Genomic DNA, 19,537 nt, shown 5'->3' on the forward strand with positions numbered 1-19,537 from the left:
TTATGAGTCATAAGCAGAGGACATCTAAACCCCAAAGCATCTTTGCTAACAGTAAATACAAGGGCGCATTCATCCGAGAGCAACTGCTGCACTATGTTATTGCTTTGCTATCCGTTGCTTTAGCACTGTGGGCAACCCTGCGACTCAATCCATACCTGAGCGCCACACCTGCGGCGCTGTTTTTTGCTGCGGTGATGGTGAGTGCCTGGTACGGTGGCTTGGCTCCGGGGTTAGTTGCAACAGTTTTATCTACTTTGGCAATCAATTACTTTCTTTTCAAACCACTCTATTCGCTGAACATTACAAATTTGAATATTTTAGTATCGTTAGTTGTGTTCATGCTGACAGCAGGGTTAATTAGCTGGCTCAACGAATCACGCCGCGCAGCCCAACTGCAAGCCGAGGCCAGTCTAAAGTCACTACACGAAAGCGAGATCAGGTTTGGTCGGTTAACAGAGTCCAATCAGGAAGCACTGCGGCAACTAGAAACAGAACTTAACCTGATTACAGATACGCTGCCAGTTCTGATTTCCTTTGTCGATTCAGAACAACGCTACCGTTTCAATAACCGAGCCTATCAAGAGTGGTTTGGGCATCCGGCGGCAGAAATTTATGGAAAGCATCTTTGGGAAGTTGTGGGTGAATCCGCTTATGAAGTAGTTCGTCCCTATGTGGAACAAGTACTGGCAGGACAGCAGGTTACTTTTGAAAGTCAAATTTCTTATAAAGATGCTGGAACACGCTACATTAATTCTATTTATGTTCCCCAGTTTAATAAACAGGGAATAGTTGAAGGGTATGCAGCTTTAATCACTGACATCAGCGATCGTCAGCAGATACAAGCAGCGTTGCGTGAAAGTGAAGCCCGCTTTCGCCACATGGCAGACACCGCTCCTGTACTGGTGTGGATGTCCGGCACTGACACACTTTGTAACTACTTTAATAAACCCTGGCTAGATTTTACCGGGCGGACTCTAGAGCAAGAAATGGGCAATGGGTGGGCTGAAGGTATTCATCCTGATGATTTTCAGCGTTGCTTAGATACATACATAAATGCCTTTGATGCCCGACAAAAATTTACAATGGAATATCGCCTCAGACGCTTTGATGGCGAATACCGTTGGGTTTTGGATACTGGTGTGCCTCGATTCGCACCAACGGGGGAATTTCTTGGCTATATCGGCTCTAGCGTTGATATCCACGATCGCAACTTAGCACGAGAAGCGCTACGTGACAGTGAAGAACGATACCGAATTTTAACAGAAGTGTCGCCGCAAGCTATTTGGATGGGTAATAGCGATAGTGGTATTACTTATTGCAATCAATACTGGTTAGACTATAGCGGACTGACAATGCAGCAGACCACTGGCTATAACTGGATTTATCTCATTCACCCCGATGACCGCGATCGCGCCTTTAAAACTTCGATACAGGCTGTTGCTAACGCCACAAACTACGAAGAAGAAATTCGCTTTCGTCAAGTTTCTGATGGTAGCTATCGTTGGCATATTGTCCGGGGTTTACCATTTCGAGATCCCGCCGGACAGATTATCAAGTGGGTGGGCATCGCTAGCGACATTCACGATCGCAAAGTTGCCGAAGCCGCCCTGCAACAACTCAACGAAATGCTGGAGGAACGGATTCAAGAGCGCACCCGCCAACTCCAAGCCGCTAACAAGGAACTCGAATCTTTCTCCTATTCAGTCTCTCACGATTTGCGGGCACCGCTTCGCCACATTGCCGGATTTATCGAATTGTTTCAGAAGCGGCAGACCTCAACCAGCTTAGATGAAACCAGTCAGCGTTATTTGGGGATAATCGCCGAAACTACAAAACAGGCAGGAATCCTGATCGATGAGTTGCTGACATTTTCGCGCATGGGGCGCACCGAAATGCGCTACATCAACCTAAATATGGAAGAATTGGTACAAGAGGTCAAACGCGATTTGATTACACAAAACCCAGGACGCATAATCAATTGGCAGATCGAGGCACTGCCAGAAGTGCAGGGCGACCCCTCCATGCTGCGCCTCGTGCTTCGCAACCTGATGGGCAATGCCGTAAAATACACCCAGACTCGAAACCCAGCAGAAATCGCCGTTGGCAGTACTGACAATGAAAAGGAAGTTATCTTTTTTGTCCAAGATAACGGCGTAGGCTTTAATATGCAATATGTCCACAAGCTATTCGGAGTATTTCAACGCCTACATAGCGACCCACCATTTGAAGGAACAGGTGTTGGATTGGCAAACGTAAAGCGAATTATTCATCGCCATAATGGTCGAGTCTGGGCAGAGGCTGTAGTTGACAGTGGAGCCACCTTTTATTTCTCACTGCCTAAGTTGTTGACACAGGAGAGTGAATGAAAGAACTCAAGCGAATTCTACTGATTGAAGACAGTGCCAACGATGCAGAATTAATCCTAGCCGCCTTGTCGGAAAACCATCTCGCCAACGAAGTGGTAGTAGTACGTGATGGAGAAGAAGCACTAGATTATCTTTATCGCCGGGGGTTGTTTCGGTTGCGAATGGAAGGTTATCCTGTTGTAGTGCTGCTGGATTTGAAATTACCTAAAATCGATGGACTAGAAGTACTAGCGCAACTCAAATCTGACCAACTAATGCGAGTGATTCCAGTCGTGGTATTAACCTCTTCCCGTGAGGAGCCAGACCTAGTTAGATGCTATGAGTTAGGGGTGAATGCCTATGTTGTTAAACCAGTAGATTACCATGATTTTGTCGATTCTATTAAAGGTGTGGGACTGTTTTGGGCAGTGATCAATCAGCCTCCCATTGGTGCTTTACCGCCGGCACCTCATCGTCAAGAGGAGGGCAATCAATGAATGTCCTACGTTTCCTGCTTTTGGAAGACAGTCTCTTAGATGCAGAGCTTACCGAAGCGATGCTAACTGAAGGGGGAATTAATTGCGAACTGATCCGAGTCGAAACCGGTGCTGACTTCCTAGCTGCTCTGGAAACAGAGGCTTTCGATTTAATTCTTGCCGATTATGCCTTACCATCTTTTGATGGAATTTCTGCTTTAGAAATTGCCCGAAATCGCTTTCCAGAGGTTCCTTTTATCTTTGTTTCTGCCGCCTTGGGCGAAGAATTAGCGATCGAAGCTTTGAAGAACGGTGCAACCGATTATGTATTAAAACAAGGATTAGGGCGGTTAGTTCCCTCGGTACAACGGGCATTGCGGTCAGCTAAAGAGCGGCGTGAGCGCAAGCGAGCAGAGGAGTCTTTACAGAAGAGTGAAGCCAGATATCGCCGAATTGTTGATACCTCTTATGAGGGAATCTGGATGATTGACGAAGAAACCCAAACAGAGTATGTGAATCATCGGTTGTCACAGATGTTGGGCTATCCGGCTGAAGAAATACTCGGTCGTTCCTTATTTGATTTTATGGATCAGGCTGATGGCATAGCAGCCCAAGAGAAACTGGAATGGCTGAAGGGAGAAGGGAGTGATCTAAAAGAAGGTCGATTGCGTTGCAAGGATGGTTCGTACATCTGGACACTGATTTCTGCGAGAGCGATTTTTGATGAACAAAATCAGTTCTTAGGTGCGATCGCCATGTTAACAGATATCACCGATCGCAAACGCACCGAATCAGAACGCGATCGCCTTTTGCAACTTGAGCAATTAGCGCGTGCGGAAGCAGAAGCTGCTAACCGGATAAAAGATGAGTTTTTAGCAGTACTTTCCCATGAATTGCGATCGCCACTGAATCCAATTCTCGGTTGGGCAAAACTATTACAGAGCCGTAAATTTGATGAGAAAGCACTCAAAAAAGCACTGCAAACCATTGAGCGGAATGCCAAATTACAAGCTCAACTAATTGAAGACTTACTGGATGTTTCTCGCATCCTCCAAGGCAAACTCAACCTGAATATGATCCCAGTCAATCTGGCATCCACCATTGAAGCCACAATGGAAACAGTGCGTTTGGCAGCAGAAGCAAAAGCCATTCAGATTGAGATGATGCTTGATCGGACTGTGGGGAAAGTTCTGGGTGATTCAGCCCGCTTACAGCAAGTCCTCTGGAACCTTTTATTAAATGCCGTCAAGTTCACCCCAACTGGAGGACAAGTAAATGTGCGATTGGAGTGCATCGACGCTCAAGCGCAGATTACCGTCAGCGATACAGGTAAGGGTATTGATCCAGACTTCCTCCCTCATGTATTTGACTATTTCCGCCAGGGTGACAGTACTACAACTAGAAAGTTTGGTGGGCTAGGGTTAGGTTTAGCGATCGCTCGTCACTTAGTTGAGATGCACGGTGGAACGGTTGGCGCCCAAAGTCTTGGTGAGGACAAAGGAGCGAGCTTCACAGTTAGCTTACCACTGATCAAAGATGCTGCAACAATTAACGATGATACCAATGCTGATTCCTCAACTGCGGTTTTTGCCGCTTCACCCCTGATGGGTCTACAAATTCTGATTGTAGATGATAATGCTGATACCCGCGACTTTTTTACCTTTGTGCTGGAACAATTTGGAGCGATCGTCACCGCAGTCGCATCAGGAAATGAAGCATTACAAGCGCTAACACAGTCAAAGCCAGATATCTTACTCAGCGATATTGGGATGCCAGAAATGAACGGCTATATGCTGATAGAACAGGTGCGGACTCTAGAAGCACAAGGCGGCGGAAAACAGATTCCCGCGATCGCTCTGACAGCTTATGCAGGCGAAATCGATCAGCAGCAAGCACTAAAAGCCGGGTTTCAACAGCACATCGTTAAACCTGTAGCCCCAGAAGAATTGCTCATGGCCATTTCTAATTTAGTCGAATCTACTTAGATGTTTGTGATAAACCTAGATGAAGATTATTAATGTTACAGATTTCAAACTATTCTTCACAGGTAATATGGCATTTTTAATTGCCTGGAATATCTCCGAAAAGATTCCCGGATTTTCAAATATAAAAAAATTTAACTCATCCCAGTGCTACGAAAACATCGCTTGTCTGACAACAAGCTCCCGCCTTTGCACGTTTTCTTAAATTGCCGTGGGATTTCGAGTCATTAGTAACAATGACTAATGACCAATGACCAATAACTAAATTTGTCTGTTGATTGTTGGCACTGTTACAACCCGTAATTTGAAAAACGTTTACTATACCTGAGTACTTTCCCAAAAAAAAGTAGTTTCTCAGGAACATAAGTCTCTTAAAACTGGAGAGGGACTTGTTGTTATTTTATCCAGCTAAATCGTAGGATCTTGGTAAATTCTAAACAATAACAGGGCTGACGCAAACAATAGCTGAAATCCTGATTTTTAGGTAGAGGCAATTCATGTAGCTTTAGCTGACCGCAGGGTATTGCCCCTACCGCGTGTAGTTTTGCGTAAGTCCTAAATAACTAACAAAGGAAATAAAAATTAGCAAATAGGTAAGGAGAAAAGGTTAATCTATTTAGTTTTTTCTGCGCCACTAGTTAAGAGGTAATCTATGGTGCGAAACTCAAAGTTAGGGTACAGAACGTTCCCTAAGTCTATTCTGCGTCCATCCGTTGCTATAGGTATAATCGCATCTTTATTGGTTGGCGGAATAAGTTTTTATATAGTAAAACGCTGGCAAAATTATGTAAATTCAGAGGCACAAATGCCAGCAACAAAATTGCCCCAGTTAAAAACAGTAACAGCTTTAGGGCGGATTGAACCACAGGGAAAGGTAATTAAACTCTCTGCTGCGGTGTCTACCGAAGGAAGTCAAGTAGAAAAGTTGTTGGTGAAGGAGGGAGATCGGGTAAAAGCCGGACAGATGATTGCGATTCTGAACAGCCGCGATCGCTTGCAAGCAGCATTAAAAGAGGCACAGGAAGAAGTGAAAGTAGCCCAGGCAAACCTAAACCGCACCCAAGCAGGCGCTAAACGCGGTGAAATTGCCGCCCAAAAAGCGGCGATCGCCAGCCTAGAAGCACAACGCCAAGGTGATATTAATGCCCAAGCAGCCACAATTGAGCGATTCCAAGCCGGAGTGCATAACGCCCAAGCAGAAGACGAACGTTATCAGCAACTAAATCAACAGGGCGCAATTTCCGCTTCCCAACGGGATAGCAAGCGTTTAAACTTAGAAACCGTCCAAAAAAGCTTGCAAGAAGCACAGGCACTTTTAAATCGTACCCAATCAACCAGCCAGCAACAGATTAAAGAAGCCACAGCAAAACTTGATCAAATCGCCGAAGTGCGCGGAGTGGATGTAGAAGTTGCCCAAGCAGAAGTCAATCGTGCCGTAGCAGCGATGAATTTGGCAAAAGTTAATCTCAAACAGGCAGAGGTGCGATCGCCCCAAAATGGACAAGTATTTGAAATCCATACCCATCCTGGGGAATTAGTATCAAATGATGGCATTGCAGATATCGGACAAACCAGCCAGATGTATGTCATAGCCGAAGTTTACGAAAGCGATATCGGCAAAGTCCATTCAGGGCAGCAAGTGCGAATATTTGGTGATTACCTCCCGATTGAATTCCAGGGAATCGTAGATCGCAAAGACTTACAGGTGCGGCGGCAGAATGTCATTAACACAGATCCTGTCAGCAATATCGACAACCGAGTAGTAGAAGTCCATATCCGACTAGATGAAGCCTCCAGCCGAAAAGCTGCCACCTTAACTAATATGCAAGTTAAGGCAGTAATTGAACTATGAATTGGGCATTGGCCATGGGGCATTGGGCATTGGGCATTGGGTATAAAGTTATTCTCCCTTGTCTCCCTTGTCTCCCTTGTCTCCCTTGTCTCCCTTGTCTCCCTTGTCCCCCTCATCTCCCTTGTCTCCCTTGTCCCCCTCATCCCCCTCATCCCCCTCATCCCCCTCATCCCCCCCCACTCCCTACTTCTTATGATGGGATTGATTAAACAACTACGACGCCGAACCCCTCTAGGATGGCTGCAACTGAATCATGAAAAAAGCCGTCTCTTGGTGGCATTGTCAGGCATTGCCTTTGCGGATCTTCTCATGTTCATGCAGCTAGGCTTTCAGACTGCGCTCTATGACAGTAACACTAGACTACATCGCAGTTTGCAAGCAGACATTGTTTTAACCAGTCCCCAAGCCCGTAACTTGCCAAGCTTGTCTACATTTTCTCGTCGACGACTTTATCAAGCAATGGATATACCAGCGGTAAAGTCGGCAGAACCAATGTATTTCAACAACACAATCTGGAAGAATCCCCAAACACACCGCGAGACGGGGGTGTTAGTTATCGGGTTCAACCCAGATAAGCCAGCTTTTGACTTACCGGATGTAAACCAGCAATTGCAAGCGATCAAAATGCCGAATACCGTCTTGTTCGATCGTGGTGCAAGAGGAGATTATCAAAAAGCGATCGCTCAAATTGACCAAGGTAAAACCCTAACCACGGAAATAGAACGGCGCACAATTACCATTAGTGGCTTATTCCAAGTTGGGGCTTCTTTTGGTTCTGATGGCAATCTAATCACTAGCGATGAAAACTTTTTGCGGCTATTTTCTGGGCGACAGTCCAGCAGTGTCAGTCTCGGTTTGATTCTTCTGAAACCAGGCTATGACCCGAAAAAGGTAGCAGTAATGCTCAAAGCCTACCTGAGAAATGATGTCAGAGTCTTAACCCACGCCGAATTTATTGAATTTGAGAACAACTTCTGGAGAACAAATTCCCCAATTGGGTTTATTTTCAGCCTGGGTGTATCGATGGGCTTTGTTGTGGGCGTGATAATCGTCTATCAAGTCCTCTCCACCGATGTTAATGCCCACGTTCGAGAATACGCCACCTTCAAAGCAATGGGATATCGGAATTACTACTTGCTAGGTGTGGTGCTTGAAGAATCGTTGATATTGGCAGCATTGGGCTTTTTCCCTGGATTGGGAGTGTCCTTAGCACTTTACCAACTGACTCGCACAGCTACAAATTTGCCCATGTATATGACTGCGATTCGAGCATTGCAGGTATTAGTGCTAACTATAATTATGTGTGCAATTTCCGGTGCGATCGCTACCCGCAAACTCCAAGCCACCGATCCTGCTGATATGTTTTAAAAATGGGGATGGGGCATAGGGCATAGGGCATTGGGATAATAATTAACAAGGCTGTACCATCTTGATGGTTACTGATCACAACCGCATCTTAGACATTGGCGATCGCATCATTGACATGGAAGATGGTATAGCGCTTCCTAATCACATAAGGTATATACATCATAGCCCCCTCCTCGCTTGCTCTTAGGGGGTTGGGGGTGGGGTTCTTGTACCTCATTCAACCGATAACTGCTATAAGCTCAAGTCGAAAGTAAAACTATCACCTTAAAGTTGATCAGCGCACCCCAACATCGCAGATCAGGTGGATTACTAGAAGCAGGAAGCGAATAAGGGATGTAGATTAAATAAAATCGAAAACTTCATCCTTGTCTCTAGCTTCCCTCTCCAATATATCGGAGAGGGATTGAGGGTGAGGTAAGCCAAGGACATAAATTGTATGTTATTTAATTCTTGTTCCTAAGTAAAATTTACCATTTTTACCCATTCCTGCAACAACGCCGTTCTCAAGTTTAACAGGCTGCCGACTTGCTTACGAGTGAGGAATACCCTTAGACGAATGCTAATATATAAATGACCTTAATAGAGGTATTCTACGTATTTATACTAAGATGACATTTTTGTCATCAATCTAGTTAAATTTTATGCTGATTGCCAATGTAATACACCTTAATTATTACAGTTAAGACCATACCTGGAAGATTTCTCAAAATTTATGGCTTTCAACAACATCGGCTTTAAACAGGAAACACTGGTGGTAATAAGCTAGTCTATTTTACAACACAAGCAAGGGATTTTTTGTAGCTCCATGATTATTGAGAATAGCCCTAGTAGTTCAAATAAAAAGTTGGTCGGTTTTGATATCAAAACTTTAACAGCCAATCGCCATGCAATAAATCTGTTAAAGGGAATATTTGCTGTTCTCCCGATCGCCTTGGCATTGCCTGTAGATGCTTTACAAGTAAAAGTAACTCCAACTAATCCTAAATTAGGGGATACACTCTCAGTAGAGATTCATCTAGATAATCGGGAGAATGGTACAAATCCAACAGTAGCTAGTGGTAAAAATACATACCCAGCCTTTGAAATTGCCCCCAATCAATATCGGGCTTTTGTTCCCACAACTCCACTAGAAAAAGCTGGAACTAGAACACTTCGCGTTGCTGGAGATGCTCAAGTGCAAAACTTGGCAGTGAATGTAGTTAATCGCAAATTCCCCATACAAAACATTACTTTGCCACCAGGGAAAGCCGGATTGGATGCCACAGAATATGAGCTGAAGCGCGTGGCAGCTTTTAAGGCGCTACAAACGCCACAAAAGTATTGGAATGGAGTATTCCTGAAACCAAATGCCGGGCGGATGAGTACAAACTATGGTGTACGTCGCTACTATAATGGTAGATTTGCAAAAGACTACTATCATCGTGGCCTTGACTACGCTGGTGGTGCCGGTTCACCAGTAATTGCCCCAGCCGCTGGGCGAGTTGCTTTAGTAGGTAGGGTATCCCAAGGGTTTCGGGTACACGGTAACGTAGTTGGCATTGACCACGGTCAAGGAGTAACCAGTATTTTCATGCACCTGAGTCGGATTAATGTTAAAGAAGGTGATTTTGTGAAAGCTGGACAACTAATTGGCGCAGTAGGTTCAACAGGCGCTGCCACAGGGCCACATTTACACTGGGGTCTGTATGTCAACGGACAATCTGTTGATCCAACCCCTTGGCGAACTAAAGTCGTTAATTAGTAGAGGCGGAGTTAATCGCGTCTGTGCATAATTTCTGTTTTTTTTGCTGAGAAATAGGCAAAAAAAAATTGGATTTATACCGTCCCTACCTTGCTTAACTTAACATAAATGATCATAAGCCTTATGAGTATCGAAAAAATTGTAGAACAAGCTCTCCAGGATGGTTATTTGACACCAGCAATGGAAGCAGAAGTTGCTAGAATCTGTGACAACGCCTCGGAACTCTTAATTCAAGAGTATATGGCGCTGGATAAGCTGATGGGTGCGCTATTGACTGGTGAGGTAGTGGCGGTACCTCGCAAACAATTCATTAACGTCATGGAAGAATTGGTACTGGCGGAAGCCATCGCCCGAGTCGCAGAAATTGAAGCCACCAGCGAAAGTTCTCTAGATGTCGGGGATATTGCTGCTTACGCTCTCAATCGGCTACCACCTTTGTATGCTACTACAGAAGAAGGTGCTAGCTTCCAGCGCCAAACGGCTCAGGCACAACTGCAAGAATTAATTTCTCAGCAAGTAAGTGAGGCAATTAACCGTTACCTCGATCAACCCAATTTCTTCCCAGAACGGCAAGCATTAGGCAAAAACATTGGCAATGAAATTGTCCGCCAAGTTAGTGCTTTACTTCAGACATACGCACCTAACTTTGAGCAAAATAACAAGCCAAAGAACCAGCCAAAGGACAAGCCGAATGACAACGACCCTTAATTAATTACGCACTACTACTGTTGTCCCTAAACTCACTTGCTCATATAACAATCGGACATCAGAATTACGCATTCTTAAACAGCCGTGAGATACAGCCGTTCCTACCAGGTCAATATCCGGTGTGCCATGAAAGCCAATTTCATTCCGTCCATCTGACCAAAAACCAATCCATCTGTCTCCCAAGGGACTATCGGTACCAGCTTGAAATACTTTGCCTGTAATTGGGTGACGCCAGATTGGATAGTGTCGCATGTGGATCACCTGGAAAGAACCTGTAGGCGTTTCCCAACCTTTCTTACCGACAGCAATTGGGTAGCTGGCGATCACCTCATCTCCTGCGTATACATAGGTGCGGCGATCGCTTAAAACAACGACTACTTGCGTCTTGGTATCTGCCAGCCGATTAGATGGTATTTGTTGGGCTGAAGCCTGAGCCCAGAGAGTTTTTGGCCAACTATCCGCAACGGGATTTTGTCTTTCTGCCTGCACCACCAGCCGCGTCTTAGTTGGTAGACCCGTTGCTTTAGCTACATTCTTTTTAATTATTTGGGGCTGAGTTTGAGGCTTAATACGAGAATACTTGAGTGTATAAGCTCTGTGAACAGTTGCTTTAACTACATTCTTCTTAATTATTTTCGACTTAATTTGAGGCTTAATAGCAGAGGACTTTGGTGTAAACGCTCTCTGGTCAGTTGAGCCTTGGGTAACTTCACCAGGCGTCACAGATGCACCCAGCGCACTTTCCCCTAAATTCACTTGGGAAAGATTCTTGTAGGCTCCCACCGTGGGGCTTGCCTTGGGATTGGTTAGGGTAGAATCTCGCCGCATTGAACTAGATGCAGACTGCTCAGACTGCCGTTCCGCCGTAGTAATGCGCCAATGGACAGCTAAAGATAAAAATGCTGTGCCAAAACAAAGCAACATTACCATACGCCCTATAGATTCATTTCTTACCATTGCCATCGCCTATTGTTTATCCCTGACATATCCAGCCGAATAATTGGATGAGTTGATCATCCGATTATCAAAAATTTATCAAAACTTATCATTTCCGATATAAATCTGCCAACACCTCTGGGCAAACTAAGGTTATGCAAATTGTCCCAGCAGCAAAACTCCAATAGTTCTGGGGATTGTAAGCCAACACTTAGACTTTCTGGTGGAACTTTTGAAATGTAGCAATCAATGATCAATGGTGTCGGTGGCAGAAAAACCATGTTTGAAAAACTATTGCTAGCAGTCACAATTACATTTTCCCTTAGTTTCTTTTTTCAAGTTCGCGTACCAGAGCAAAATAACTCTGGTGCTATCTACGGGTTACAAGTAGAACAATCAGCAACTATTCTGGTGACAAAATCAAAAAAATAAATCACCATTATAGTAACCACAGCAATCCACCTTCCAGAAATTATTACCTGATTTTTAAAGGTATCAAGAAGCTAGAATTACAAAATTTTTATCCTCATCCTTATAACCAGATTTAATTATTTTGAGCAAGCGTATATACCCAGTTGTTAAAAGTACCAAAATGTGCATATTGCTGCGCCTTTGTTAGTTGATGGGTGCAAGGGCAACTATGGGAGCAGTATAAGCAAAAAGCGGCTCTCCTGATTGCAATAAATGTATCCAAAATTGTCTGCCTCAGTGTTCCAGTCATAAATCCGTCACCTTAGCATGGAACTTCTGTCCCATTAGCAGGTCTAATAGATAGGGATGATTTAGAGCCAGTACGATCTATGAGTCAGTCGATTACTGTATCCTGGTCAACGGTTGATGCAAAGTATCCAGAAGCATCAGTGCAAGTTGACAAACTCCCTAACCACGATTTAATTTTGTGCTGTCAAGTGGGACTGCGACCCGATCGTGTGGCGTTTGCAGAACTGTTACGCCGCTATCAAAGTCAAGTTGATAGAGTTCTATACCACCTAGCTCCAGATTGGGCTGACAGAGCCGATTTGGCTCAAGAAGTTTGGATTCGAGTGTATCGGAATATTAACCGATTACAAGATCCTGCTAAATTTCGGGGCTGGTTAAGCCGGATTGCCACCAACTTGTTTTACGACGAGTTGCGGAAACGCAAGCGGGTGATGAGTCCTTTGTCACTCGATGCACCCCGTTCCCTAGAGGACGGTGAGATGGATTGGGAAATCGCCGGCGATACCCCAGGGCCAGAGGAAGTCCTGACAACCAGAGAATTTTACGAGCAACTGCGGGAAGCGATCGCGGATTTACCAGAAGTCTTTCGTACTACCATTGTTCTCAGAGAAATCGAAGGCTTGGCTTATGAAGAAATTGCCGAAATCACTGGAGTTTCCTTAGGAACTGTCAAGTCAAGAATAGCCAGAGCTAGAACGAGGCTGCAAGCTCACTTGCAGAATTATCTGGACTCCTAATTTACATTATCTTGCCTCTGCCATTAGGCAGAATTTAAGCATTGATTAAGAATGACCATAAACTAGATTGTTTCTGCCGTTAGGAGGAAAATTGACAATTTTTCCGAATTTTCCCCCAGTTTACCCATGTAGGAATTGGTAATAATGTTAAGATGACTACTGAATCTCAGTTTTTCGACCGTTCACCTTTGCAACTTCCTCAAGATTTACCAGATGGAATGGGCAAGCATACCAATGAATCAATGGGTCTTATGGATATGGTGAAGCGCGATCGCTTCGAGTTATTGAGTGCTTACCTCGATGGTGAAGTCACGGCTATAGAACGCAGGCAAGTAGAAGAATGGCTGGCAAATGATGCCTCAGTTCAATGCTTGTATGCCCGGCTGTTAAAGCTGCGCCAAGGCTTGCGGAGTCTCCCAGTGCCAACAGCCCAAGAGTCACCAGAAGCAACAGTTCAGCAAGTAATGACACGTTTGCGCCGCCGTTCCCGTTTAAACTGGATGATGGGAGGTGCAGCCGTTGCTGCTTGTGCGATCAGCGCACTATCTGGTTTAGTAGCTGGTGGCTCAAGGACGCCGCAACTGGCCCAAATAGAACCGATACAAACGTCCTCAGCGTCTATGGTTCCCCCTTCCCCTCTGATGGTGGGACTAAATAACCCGGTAATTGAAATTCCGAAAGCAGCAGTAGCCCCTCCAGAAAAATCAATCTATCAGGTACAGCCGCAACGCCAGGACATAAACTAATCGTAAAATCAACATTTCACAAACCATAACTGTACTTTGCAGTTAAGCCACAGCTACTCCACCAACCGTCAGGTTGGAGGAAGCCTGCTAATTGCTCAACTTGTTCTACAGTCATTAAATAAACCCAAGCCCAACCCAGAGAGAGCGATTGTGGCTCATAAACCTCGATAATTTGTCGATTATAGAGGTTTTCTGGCGTTTGTCTATTGGAGTGATAATCTTCTAGCACATCTAGGTCATTTAAAATCCTGGGGTTGGTAAAAGTGAGTAAATATCCGTGAACTTGGCTATCCCCTAGCGTCATTGCTGGGTAGCCCATTGGCAGGCCAAACAATTTACCTTGTACAAAAGCTCTTTTTACATCTACTACTTTGCCAGCACAGTATTTTTTATAGTTAGCTTCACCTGGTTTGAGCGTGCCGTAGACAAAAACCCGCACCACATCAGAAAATTTTATATTTGATTCAGCGATCATCTATTTTAACATCTTAATTGACAGCACTAAAAACCCATCATAGTGAATCTCTCTATATATCAATACGCTTGGGTTAGCGTCAAAAACCAAAACCAGCGTAGGTTGGGTTGAGGAACGTAGCTTGCTTCCTGCAGGAGAACCCAACATTCTTCACGATTTGTTGGGTTTAACGAAGTGAAACCCAACCTACAATTTTTTTTAACCCAAGCGTATTGCTCTAAATATCAGTTCTAGAGGTATTTTTATTTACTCCGATTAAGAGTGAAACAATTAAGTTCTACTTCCCATTCTTCCTATCTAACTTCTCTTGAATAGCTTCTCTACAAAATTCAGGAGGATTATCTTGTTGCTGCACTTCCTCTTTCATTGTCTTAGTCATGCGTATATTCATTTTCTCAGTTAGTGGCTCCTCTCGTTCCGACTTAATTGGTTTTAAATTTTCAGGAGTTCCTTTAGGATTAGGCATTGTTGAGAAATGTAAATAACGCTTGAATCTTTTGGAAGCGAAACATTAGAGTTTAAAACATTGGTGTTTTCATCCTGGGAAATGGTTCACTACCGATACCACTTTTATAAATGGGTAACTCTATTTTATTTTCACACGGTCAGAACTTGAAATCAAAACTACTGCCGAGTTGAGAGACTTATGTAGGCGTTACGGATTAAAGCCTACTGGAAATGGAGGTTACAAAACCAGTTGGATTGTCACCTTGATGGCATTCCCACAGATAGCGATCGCTCAATTAAGGCAGGGTAGAGGGTTAAAGTCACCAAGCTTCAGCGTTATTCAATTCCTCGAAGGGGTGGTAGATGAGATGAATTCACCCACTGATGAGCAAGCAGCGCTGATTAAGCTAACGATGGAAGGCAAAGCTATGAGTTATCCTGACCGATACCACCAAGAGAACCTGCTGAACTTGCATAGAGCTAAGATACACCTTGAAATGGCGATCGGACTACTAAGCCAGTAAATCAGTTTACGACCGGAATGCAAACTGTCCCCGGTATCCTAAGCCTGGGACTTTTTTTATGTCTATTTTCATAATTCTTAGGAACGTGGATTAAATAAAATGCAAAACTTCATCCTGCCTCTAGCTTTCCTCTCCAATATATCGGAGAGGGATTGAGGGTGAGGTAAGCCAGGGACATAAATTGTATGTTATTTAATTCTTATTCCTGAGAGTATTAGTCTAAGAACTTTAGGGATATAAAATAGAGAGAAATATGGAATAGAGAGAAATAGTAAATTGATTTTAGAAATCAAATTAGAAAATTACTAGAGAGATAATTCTCTCAAAATAGTAGCTCAAATGTACTAATAAGGGCAAATACTAGAAATTTAGTAGAAGTAAAGTGTAACAGGCATGAAAGCATTGGAAATAGGTCATTCTGTTGATTCCCGATATAACCCAGCAGCGATTGAGGAAAAATGGCAAAAAACATGGGTAGAACTTGGCTTAGATAAGACACCGACAGCTAGCAACAAGCCAAAATTTTATGCTTTATCTATGTTTCCTTATCCATCGGGCAGCCTACACATGGGTCACGTCCGTAATTATACGATTACCGATGTGATTGCCCGCCTGAAGCGAATGCAAGGGTATCGGGTAATACACCCAATGGGTTGGGATGCCTTTGGCTTGCCAGCAGAAAACGCCGCCATTGACCGTGGTGTACCGCCAGCACAGTGGACTTATCAAAATATTGCCCAGATGCGGCAGCAATTGCAGCGTCTTGGTTTATCCATCGACTGGGAATGTGAACTTGCGACTTGTTCACCGGATTATTACAAGTGGACACAATGGATTTTCTTGCAGTTTTTGCAAGCGGGGTTAGCTTACCAAAAAGAAGCAGCCGTAAACTGGGACCCCATTGATCAAACTGTACTGGCAAATGAGCAAGTCGATAACGAAGGACGTTCTTGGCGCAGTGGGGCAATAGTTGAGCGCAAATTATTGCGGCAGTGGTTTTTTAAGATTACCGATTACGCCGAAGAATTACTCAATGACTTGGATAAGTTGACAGGTTGGCCGGAACGTGTGAAGCTGATGCAGGCAAACTGGATTGGTAAATCCACAGGCGCTTACTTAGAATTTGCGATCGCTGGGATAGATGAAAAAATCGGCGTGTACACCACACGTCCAGATACCATTTATGGTGTCAGCTACCTAGTGTTAGCACCAGAACATCCCTTAACTAAGCGCGTCACCACAAAAGAACAACAAGCAGCAGTAGAAACCTTTATTAAAGAAGTTTCCAATCAAAGTGAGTTGGAACGTACCTCTGAAGACAAACCTAAGCGGGGTATCTCCACAGGTGGGGCGGCAATTAACCCATTTACAGGGGAAGAAGTGCCGATTTGGATTGCTGACTATGTACTGTATGAGTATGGTACTGGGGCAGTAATGGGCGTACCAGCACACGATGTCCGGGATTTTAAGTTTGCCAAAAATTACGATTTGCCAGTTGATTTTGTCATCGCTTCCCCAGATGATGTTGCAGATTTTGACTTAACTCCAACATCAGAGATAGATGAAGTTACACAACTCATCCAAATTGAATATAACCAGGCATATACTGAACCAGGAATTTTAATTAATTCTGGGGCTTTTACTGGTATGGCTTCCACAGATGCTAAACAAGCAATAATTGAATCCGCCGAAAAACAAGGTTTTGGGAAAGTGCGGGTGCAATATCGCTTGCGGGATTGGTTAATTTCGCGGCAGCGTTACTGGGGCGCACCGATACCTGTAATTCACTGTCCCAACTGTGGGATAGTACCAGTGCCTGACAAAGATTTACCAGTACAGTTGCCGGAAGAGGTGGAATTTACTGGACGTGGCGGTTCACCTTTAACTCAGTTGGAAAGCTGGGTAAATGTACCTTGTCCGACTTGTGGCACTCCGGCGAAGCGGGAAACCGACACGATGGATACTTTTATTGATTCCTCGTGGTATTTCTTGCGCTTCCCTGATGCTAAAAATGAACAACAGGTTTTCGATTCCAATAAAATTAACGACTGGATGCCAGTAGATCAGTACGTGGGTGGGATTGAACACGCGATTTTACATTTATTGTATTCGCGGTTCTTTACTAAAGTGTTGCGGGACAGAGAATTATTGAACTTTGACGAACCCTTCCAACGCCTGTTAACTCAAGGTATGGTACAAGGTTTAACTTACCTAAATCCCAACAAGGGCGGTAAAGATAAATGGATTCCTTCTAATTTGGTAAATTCAGCCGACCCCCGCGACCCCGATACAGGTGAACCATTGCAACGTCTTTACGCCACCATGTCTAAATCAAAAGGCAACGGTGTAGCGCCAGAAGATGTAATTTCCAAATACGGTATAGACACAGCGCGGATGTTCATTTTGTTCAAAGCGCCGCCAGAAAAAGACCTGGAATGGGATGAAGCCGATGTGGAAGGACAATTCCGCTTTCTAAATCGAGTTTGGCGTTTGGTGACAGATTATGTTGCGGCTGGGGTATCTCGTAAGAAAGCCCAATCTGATTTAACTAAAACAGAAAAGGATTTGCGGCGGGCGATTCACACGGCTATTCAAGCGGTGACAGAAGATGTGGAGGACAGTTATCAATTCAACACAGCTATTTCCGAATTGATGAAGTTGAGTAACGCCCTAACTGATGCTGACGGCAAAAATTCACCAATTTATGCAGAAGGTATTCGGACTTTGGTGGTGTTACTAGCACCCTTTGCACCACACATTGCTGATGAATTATGGCATTTATTGGGTGAAAGTGATTCAGTTCACACTCAAAGTTGGCCATCATTTGACCCGGCTGCTTTGGTAGCTGATGAAATCACTTTAGTGATTCAAATTATGGGTAAAACTCGCGGCGCGATTCAAGTACCAGCACAAGCAGATAAAGCAGCATTGGAAAAATACGCCCGTGAATCAGAAATTGCCCAGCGTTACATTGAGGGTAAAGAGATTAAAAAGGTAATTGTGGTGCCTGGAAAGTTGGTGAATTTTGTCGTCAGCTAAGTAGAGGTTTGCGTAAAATGGTAGGGAATTGAGGGTTGAAATTTAAACGCAAAGGGAAGGCAGCGCGTTGGGCGGGTTTCTCGACTTGAAGCGACTGCCGTCGCAAAGGGAAGCGCGGACGGACGCGGAGAATTTGCTATGAATTAATGGAATGTTGTACTTAGGAATCGATAAAGTTGTAAATGTAGCCTGACAAAACATCTGAGGATTTACATCTGTGACACTCAAAGAGTTAGAACAACAACTTCTTGCCCTCAGTCCTGATGAAAAATTGCAGGCTATACAGTTACTTGCTCAAAGTCTCGGTAAGAATTGGCAAGGAATTGAGAAAACTCCTAGAGTCTGTGGTGGAGAGGCTCGCATGGCTAAAACTCGTATTCCCGTCTGGGTACTTGTGGAAGCTCGCCGTCTTGGATATAGTGATGCTGACCTTCTGAGGAGGTATCCAACCATTACAGCTACAAATTTAGCTTTTTGATAGAACACGCAAACTTGAAATGTTAAGATGCGATGTCTACGACGGGCTACGCCTACGCACGGATGCTAAAGTCATAAAGCATGTGTTGCAAGAACTATTGTAACAGTAGTTTCTTTCTCTGGTATATGTGTATTTAAAAACATCTGTATGAGCGTCCAGATAGTAAGACTGTTTTATTTACACACGAAAAAGCGCTTGAGAGTTTTGCTCACTCAAGCGCTTTCCCGTAAAAGCTTATACCAACTCACTCGTTTGATGCAACATTTGAAATCTGCAACACTCCCTGAGGAGACAGCATTGCGAGGATAACTTGTGACAAACATGTGGTGAAATGGTATCACTCCTTGCACTAACTAAGAATATCTCTTTTGCAATAATACCGGGGATCTGGTGAGTGACAGTTTATGAACTGAACACTAGTTAAAAATGACTCACCATGAATAGTAACTAAGAAGACTAAAAAGGATTGTAGCAAATTTGTAAGTATAGTATAAAAAGTTATAGTTTATTCGCAATCGCCTAACTCTGAGTGCAGTTTCAGAATGTGCAGCAATTAGTAGCATAAATATCTCAACTTCGGCGGCAAATAAACCACCATTGAGTAAGCCAGAGAAGTATTGGATATTAGCATCGAAGCGTATTTGAACTGAAATAAATTATAGCGCCCTCCATAGATGGAGATATTCTTTAAAGAATGGCAACCCAAGAACAAATCCTCGACTCAAGCAGATTGAAAACTTTCGGTTGGGTATCTTCTATCTCTTAGCAAACGGTAACATCCAAGGCTTCCGCATAGTGTAGGGGGTTACTTCCTTCGTTGAAGCAAAAATGCAGCTTTTTCACCGACGATTGCCGCGATGTTCAAAACGAGTTCGCGTGTTTCTATAAAAACAACAGAACATCAGTTTTAAGTAAGTCGTGGAGAAAATTTATAAGTATGTAACAAAGAGTTAAGCAGAAGAA

The 19,537-nt window shown here is 43.9% G+C and carries 18 protein-coding genes; 13 read left to right on the forward strand and 5 right to left on the reverse strand.

The features are described 5' to 3' along the window. The first annotated feature begins 2 nt into the window (after positions 1 to 2). The 4 genes from HWQ38_RS16205 (at position 3) to HWQ38_RS16220 (ending at position 6,655) form a co-directional block, all read left to right on the forward strand. Positions 3 to 2,366, forward strand: a complete 2,364-nt coding sequence (locus HWQ38_RS16205; protein WP_292795172.1) for a PAS domain S-box protein — start codon at positions 3 to 5, stop codon at positions 2,364 to 2,366. Further along, positions 2,363 to 2,842, forward strand: a complete 480-nt coding sequence (locus HWQ38_RS16210) for a response regulator (RefSeq protein WP_292795174.1) — start codon at positions 2,363 to 2,365, stop codon at positions 2,840 to 2,842. Before HWQ38_RS16205 ends, HWQ38_RS16210 begins: the two co-directional genes overlap by 4 nt. Then, complete coding sequence (locus tag HWQ38_RS16215; protein ID WP_292795176.1) at positions 2,839 to 4,806, forward strand: response regulator; 1,968 nt, start codon at positions 2,839 to 2,841, stop codon at positions 4,804 to 4,806. The genes HWQ38_RS16210 and HWQ38_RS16215 overlap by 4 nt, the downstream gene beginning before the upstream one ends. Positions 4,807 to 5,455: 649 nt before the next feature. After that, the gene (locus tag HWQ38_RS16220; protein WP_292795178.1) at positions 5,456 to 6,655 is read left to right on the forward strand and encodes an ABC exporter membrane fusion protein; all 1,200 of its coding nucleotides are present in this window, start codon (positions 5,456 to 5,458) and stop codon (positions 6,653 to 6,655) included. Between the two features lie 48 nt (positions 6,656 to 6,703). On the opposite strand, the gene HWQ38_RS16225 is transcribed toward HWQ38_RS16220, so the two are convergent. After that, positions 6,704 to 6,835, reverse strand: a complete 132-nt coding sequence (locus HWQ38_RS16225) for a hypothetical protein (RefSeq protein ID WP_292795180.1) — start codon at positions 6,833 to 6,835, stop codon at positions 6,704 to 6,706. A gap of 15 nt (positions 6,836 to 6,850) precedes the next feature. Here HWQ38_RS16225 and devC point away from each other — a divergent pair, with 15 nt between their 5' ends. After that, positions 6,851 to 8,023 (forward strand): ABC transporter permease DevC, encoded by a 1,173-nt coding sequence (devC, locus tag HWQ38_RS16230; RefSeq protein WP_292795200.1) that lies wholly within the window; start codon positions 6,851 to 6,853, stop codon positions 8,021 to 8,023. Positions 8,024 to 8,111: 88 nt separating this feature from the next. Here devC and HWQ38_RS16235 read toward each other — a convergent pair whose 3' ends face one another. Next, positions 8,112 to 8,240 (reverse strand): hypothetical protein, encoded by a 129-nt coding sequence (locus tag HWQ38_RS16235; RefSeq protein WP_292795181.1) that lies wholly within the window; start codon positions 8,238 to 8,240, stop codon positions 8,112 to 8,114. Positions 8,241 to 8,828: 588 nt separating this feature from the next. On the opposite strand from HWQ38_RS16235, the gene HWQ38_RS16240 reads away from it, so the two are divergent. Both HWQ38_RS16240 and HWQ38_RS16245 read left to right on the forward strand, forming a co-directional pair. Continuing rightward, the gene (locus tag HWQ38_RS16240; RefSeq protein WP_292795183.1) at positions 8,829 to 9,764 is read left to right on the forward strand and encodes a M23 family metallopeptidase; all 936 of its coding nucleotides are present in this window, start codon (positions 8,829 to 8,831) and stop codon (positions 9,762 to 9,764) included. Between the two features lie 123 nt (positions 9,765 to 9,887). Continuing rightward, positions 9,888 to 10,472 (forward strand): late competence development ComFB family protein, encoded by a 585-nt coding sequence (locus HWQ38_RS16245; RefSeq protein ID WP_292795185.1) that lies wholly within the window; start codon positions 9,888 to 9,890, stop codon positions 10,470 to 10,472. On the opposite strand, the gene HWQ38_RS16250 is transcribed toward HWQ38_RS16245, so the two are convergent. Then, entirely contained in the window at positions 10,473 to 11,435 is a 963-nt protein-coding gene (locus HWQ38_RS16250; protein ID WP_292795186.1) for a L,D-transpeptidase, read from the reverse strand. A 252-nt stretch (positions 11,436 to 11,687) separates the two neighbouring features. On the opposite strand from HWQ38_RS16250, the gene HWQ38_RS16255 reads away from it, so the two are divergent. From HWQ38_RS16255 to HWQ38_RS16265, 3 genes are all read left to right on the forward strand, one after another. Next, positions 11,688 to 11,840, forward strand: coding sequence for a hypothetical protein (locus tag HWQ38_RS16255; protein ID WP_292795187.1), 153 nt, complete (start codon positions 11,688 to 11,690; stop codon positions 11,838 to 11,840). 368 nt (positions 11,841 to 12,208) lie between these two features. Continuing rightward, the gene (locus tag HWQ38_RS16260) at positions 12,209 to 12,865 is read left to right on the forward strand and encodes a sigma-70 family RNA polymerase sigma factor (protein ID WP_292795188.1); all 657 of its coding nucleotides are present in this window, start codon (positions 12,209 to 12,211) and stop codon (positions 12,863 to 12,865) included. Positions 12,866 to 13,017: 152 nt separating this feature from the next. Next, the gene (locus HWQ38_RS16265; protein ID WP_292795190.1) at positions 13,018 to 13,611 is read left to right on the forward strand and encodes a transcriptional regulator; all 594 of its coding nucleotides are present in this window, start codon (positions 13,018 to 13,020) and stop codon (positions 13,609 to 13,611) included. Positions 13,612 to 13,627: 16 nt separating this feature from the next. Here HWQ38_RS16265 and HWQ38_RS16270 read toward each other — a convergent pair whose 3' ends face one another. Together HWQ38_RS16270 and HWQ38_RS16275 are read right to left on the reverse strand one after the other, a co-directional pair. Next, positions 13,628 to 14,086 carry a gamma-glutamylcyclotransferase gene (locus HWQ38_RS16270; protein ID WP_292795191.1) on the reverse strand — a complete coding sequence of 153 codons (459 nt, stop codon included), beginning with the start codon at positions 14,084 to 14,086 and terminating at the stop codon, positions 13,628 to 13,630. A gap of 277 nt (positions 14,087 to 14,363) precedes the next feature. Beyond that, positions 14,364 to 14,552 (reverse strand): hypothetical protein, encoded by a 189-nt coding sequence (locus tag HWQ38_RS16275; protein WP_292795193.1) that lies wholly within the window; start codon positions 14,550 to 14,552, stop codon positions 14,364 to 14,366. Between the two features lie 169 nt (positions 14,553 to 14,721). On the opposite strand from HWQ38_RS16275, the gene HWQ38_RS16280 reads away from it, so the two are divergent. The 3 genes from HWQ38_RS16280 (at position 14,722) to HWQ38_RS16290 (ending at position 18,574) form a co-directional block, all read left to right on the forward strand. Then, positions 14,722 to 15,057 (forward strand): hypothetical protein, encoded by a 336-nt coding sequence (locus HWQ38_RS16280; RefSeq protein WP_366933301.1) that lies wholly within the window; start codon positions 14,722 to 14,724, stop codon positions 15,055 to 15,057. Positions 15,058 to 15,450: 393 nt separating this feature from the next. Continuing rightward, on the forward strand, positions 15,451 to 18,096 hold the full coding sequence (gene leuS, locus HWQ38_RS16285; RefSeq protein WP_292795195.1) for a leucine--tRNA ligase: 2,646 nt from the start codon (positions 15,451 to 15,453) through the stop codon (positions 18,094 to 18,096). Positions 18,097 to 18,313: 217 nt separating this feature from the next. Beyond that, positions 18,314 to 18,574, forward strand: a complete 261-nt coding sequence (locus tag HWQ38_RS16290; protein ID WP_292795196.1) for a DUF433 domain-containing protein — start codon at positions 18,314 to 18,316, stop codon at positions 18,572 to 18,574. The last annotated feature ends 963 nt before the right edge of the window (positions 18,575 to 19,537 follow it).

The organism is Nostoc sp. NMS7 (assembly GCF_017115085.1).
Lineage (GTDB): Bacteria > Cyanobacteriota > Cyanobacteriia > Cyanobacteriales > Nostocaceae > Nostoc.

Bases quoted from the DNA above. Each gene is read 5' to 3' on its own strand.
- HWQ38_RS16205 (WP_292795172.1), top strand. From the start codon at position 3: ATGAGTCATAAGCAGAGGACATCTAAACCCCAAAGCATCTTTGCTAAC.
- HWQ38_RS16210 (WP_292795174.1), top strand. From the start codon at position 2,363: ATGAAAGAACTCAAGCGAATTCTACTGATTGAAGACAGTGCCAACGAT.
- HWQ38_RS16215 (WP_292795176.1), top strand. From the start codon at position 2,839: ATGAATGTCCTACGTTTCCTGCTTTTGGAAGACAGTCTCTTAGATGCA.
- HWQ38_RS16220 (WP_292795178.1), top strand. From the start codon at position 5,456: ATGGTGCGAAACTCAAAGTTAGGGTACAGAACGTTCCCTAAGTCTATT.
- devC (WP_292795200.1), top strand. From the start codon at position 6,851: ATGGGATTGATTAAACAACTACGACGCCGAACCCCTCTAGGATGGCTG.
- HWQ38_RS16235 (WP_292795181.1), bottom strand. From the start codon at position 8,240: ATGAGGTACAAGAACCCCACCCCCAACCCCCTAAGAGCAAGCGAGGAG.
- HWQ38_RS16240 (WP_292795183.1), top strand. From the start codon at position 8,829: ATGATTATTGAGAATAGCCCTAGTAGTTCAAATAAAAAGTTGGTCGGT.
- HWQ38_RS16245 (WP_292795185.1), top strand. From the start codon at position 9,888: ATGAGTATCGAAAAAATTGTAGAACAAGCTCTCCAGGATGGTTATTTG.
- HWQ38_RS16250 (WP_292795186.1), bottom strand. From the start codon at position 11,435: ATGGCAATGGTAAGAAATGAATCTATAGGGCGTATGGTAATGTTGCTT.
- HWQ38_RS16255 (WP_292795187.1), top strand. From the start codon at position 11,688: ATGTTTGAAAAACTATTGCTAGCAGTCACAATTACATTTTCCCTTAGT.
- HWQ38_RS16260 (WP_292795188.1), top strand. From the start codon at position 12,209: ATGAGTCAGTCGATTACTGTATCCTGGTCAACGGTTGATGCAAAGTAT.
- HWQ38_RS16265 (WP_292795190.1), top strand. From the start codon at position 13,018: ATGACTACTGAATCTCAGTTTTTCGACCGTTCACCTTTGCAACTTCCT.
- HWQ38_RS16270 (WP_292795191.1), bottom strand. From the start codon at position 14,086: ATGATCGCTGAATCAAATATAAAATTTTCTGATGTGGTGCGGGTTTTT.
- HWQ38_RS16275 (WP_292795193.1), bottom strand. From the start codon at position 14,552: ATGCCTAATCCTAAAGGAACTCCTGAAAATTTAAAACCAATTAAGTCG.
- leuS (WP_292795195.1), top strand. From the start codon at position 15,451: ATGAAAGCATTGGAAATAGGTCATTCTGTTGATTCCCGATATAACCCA.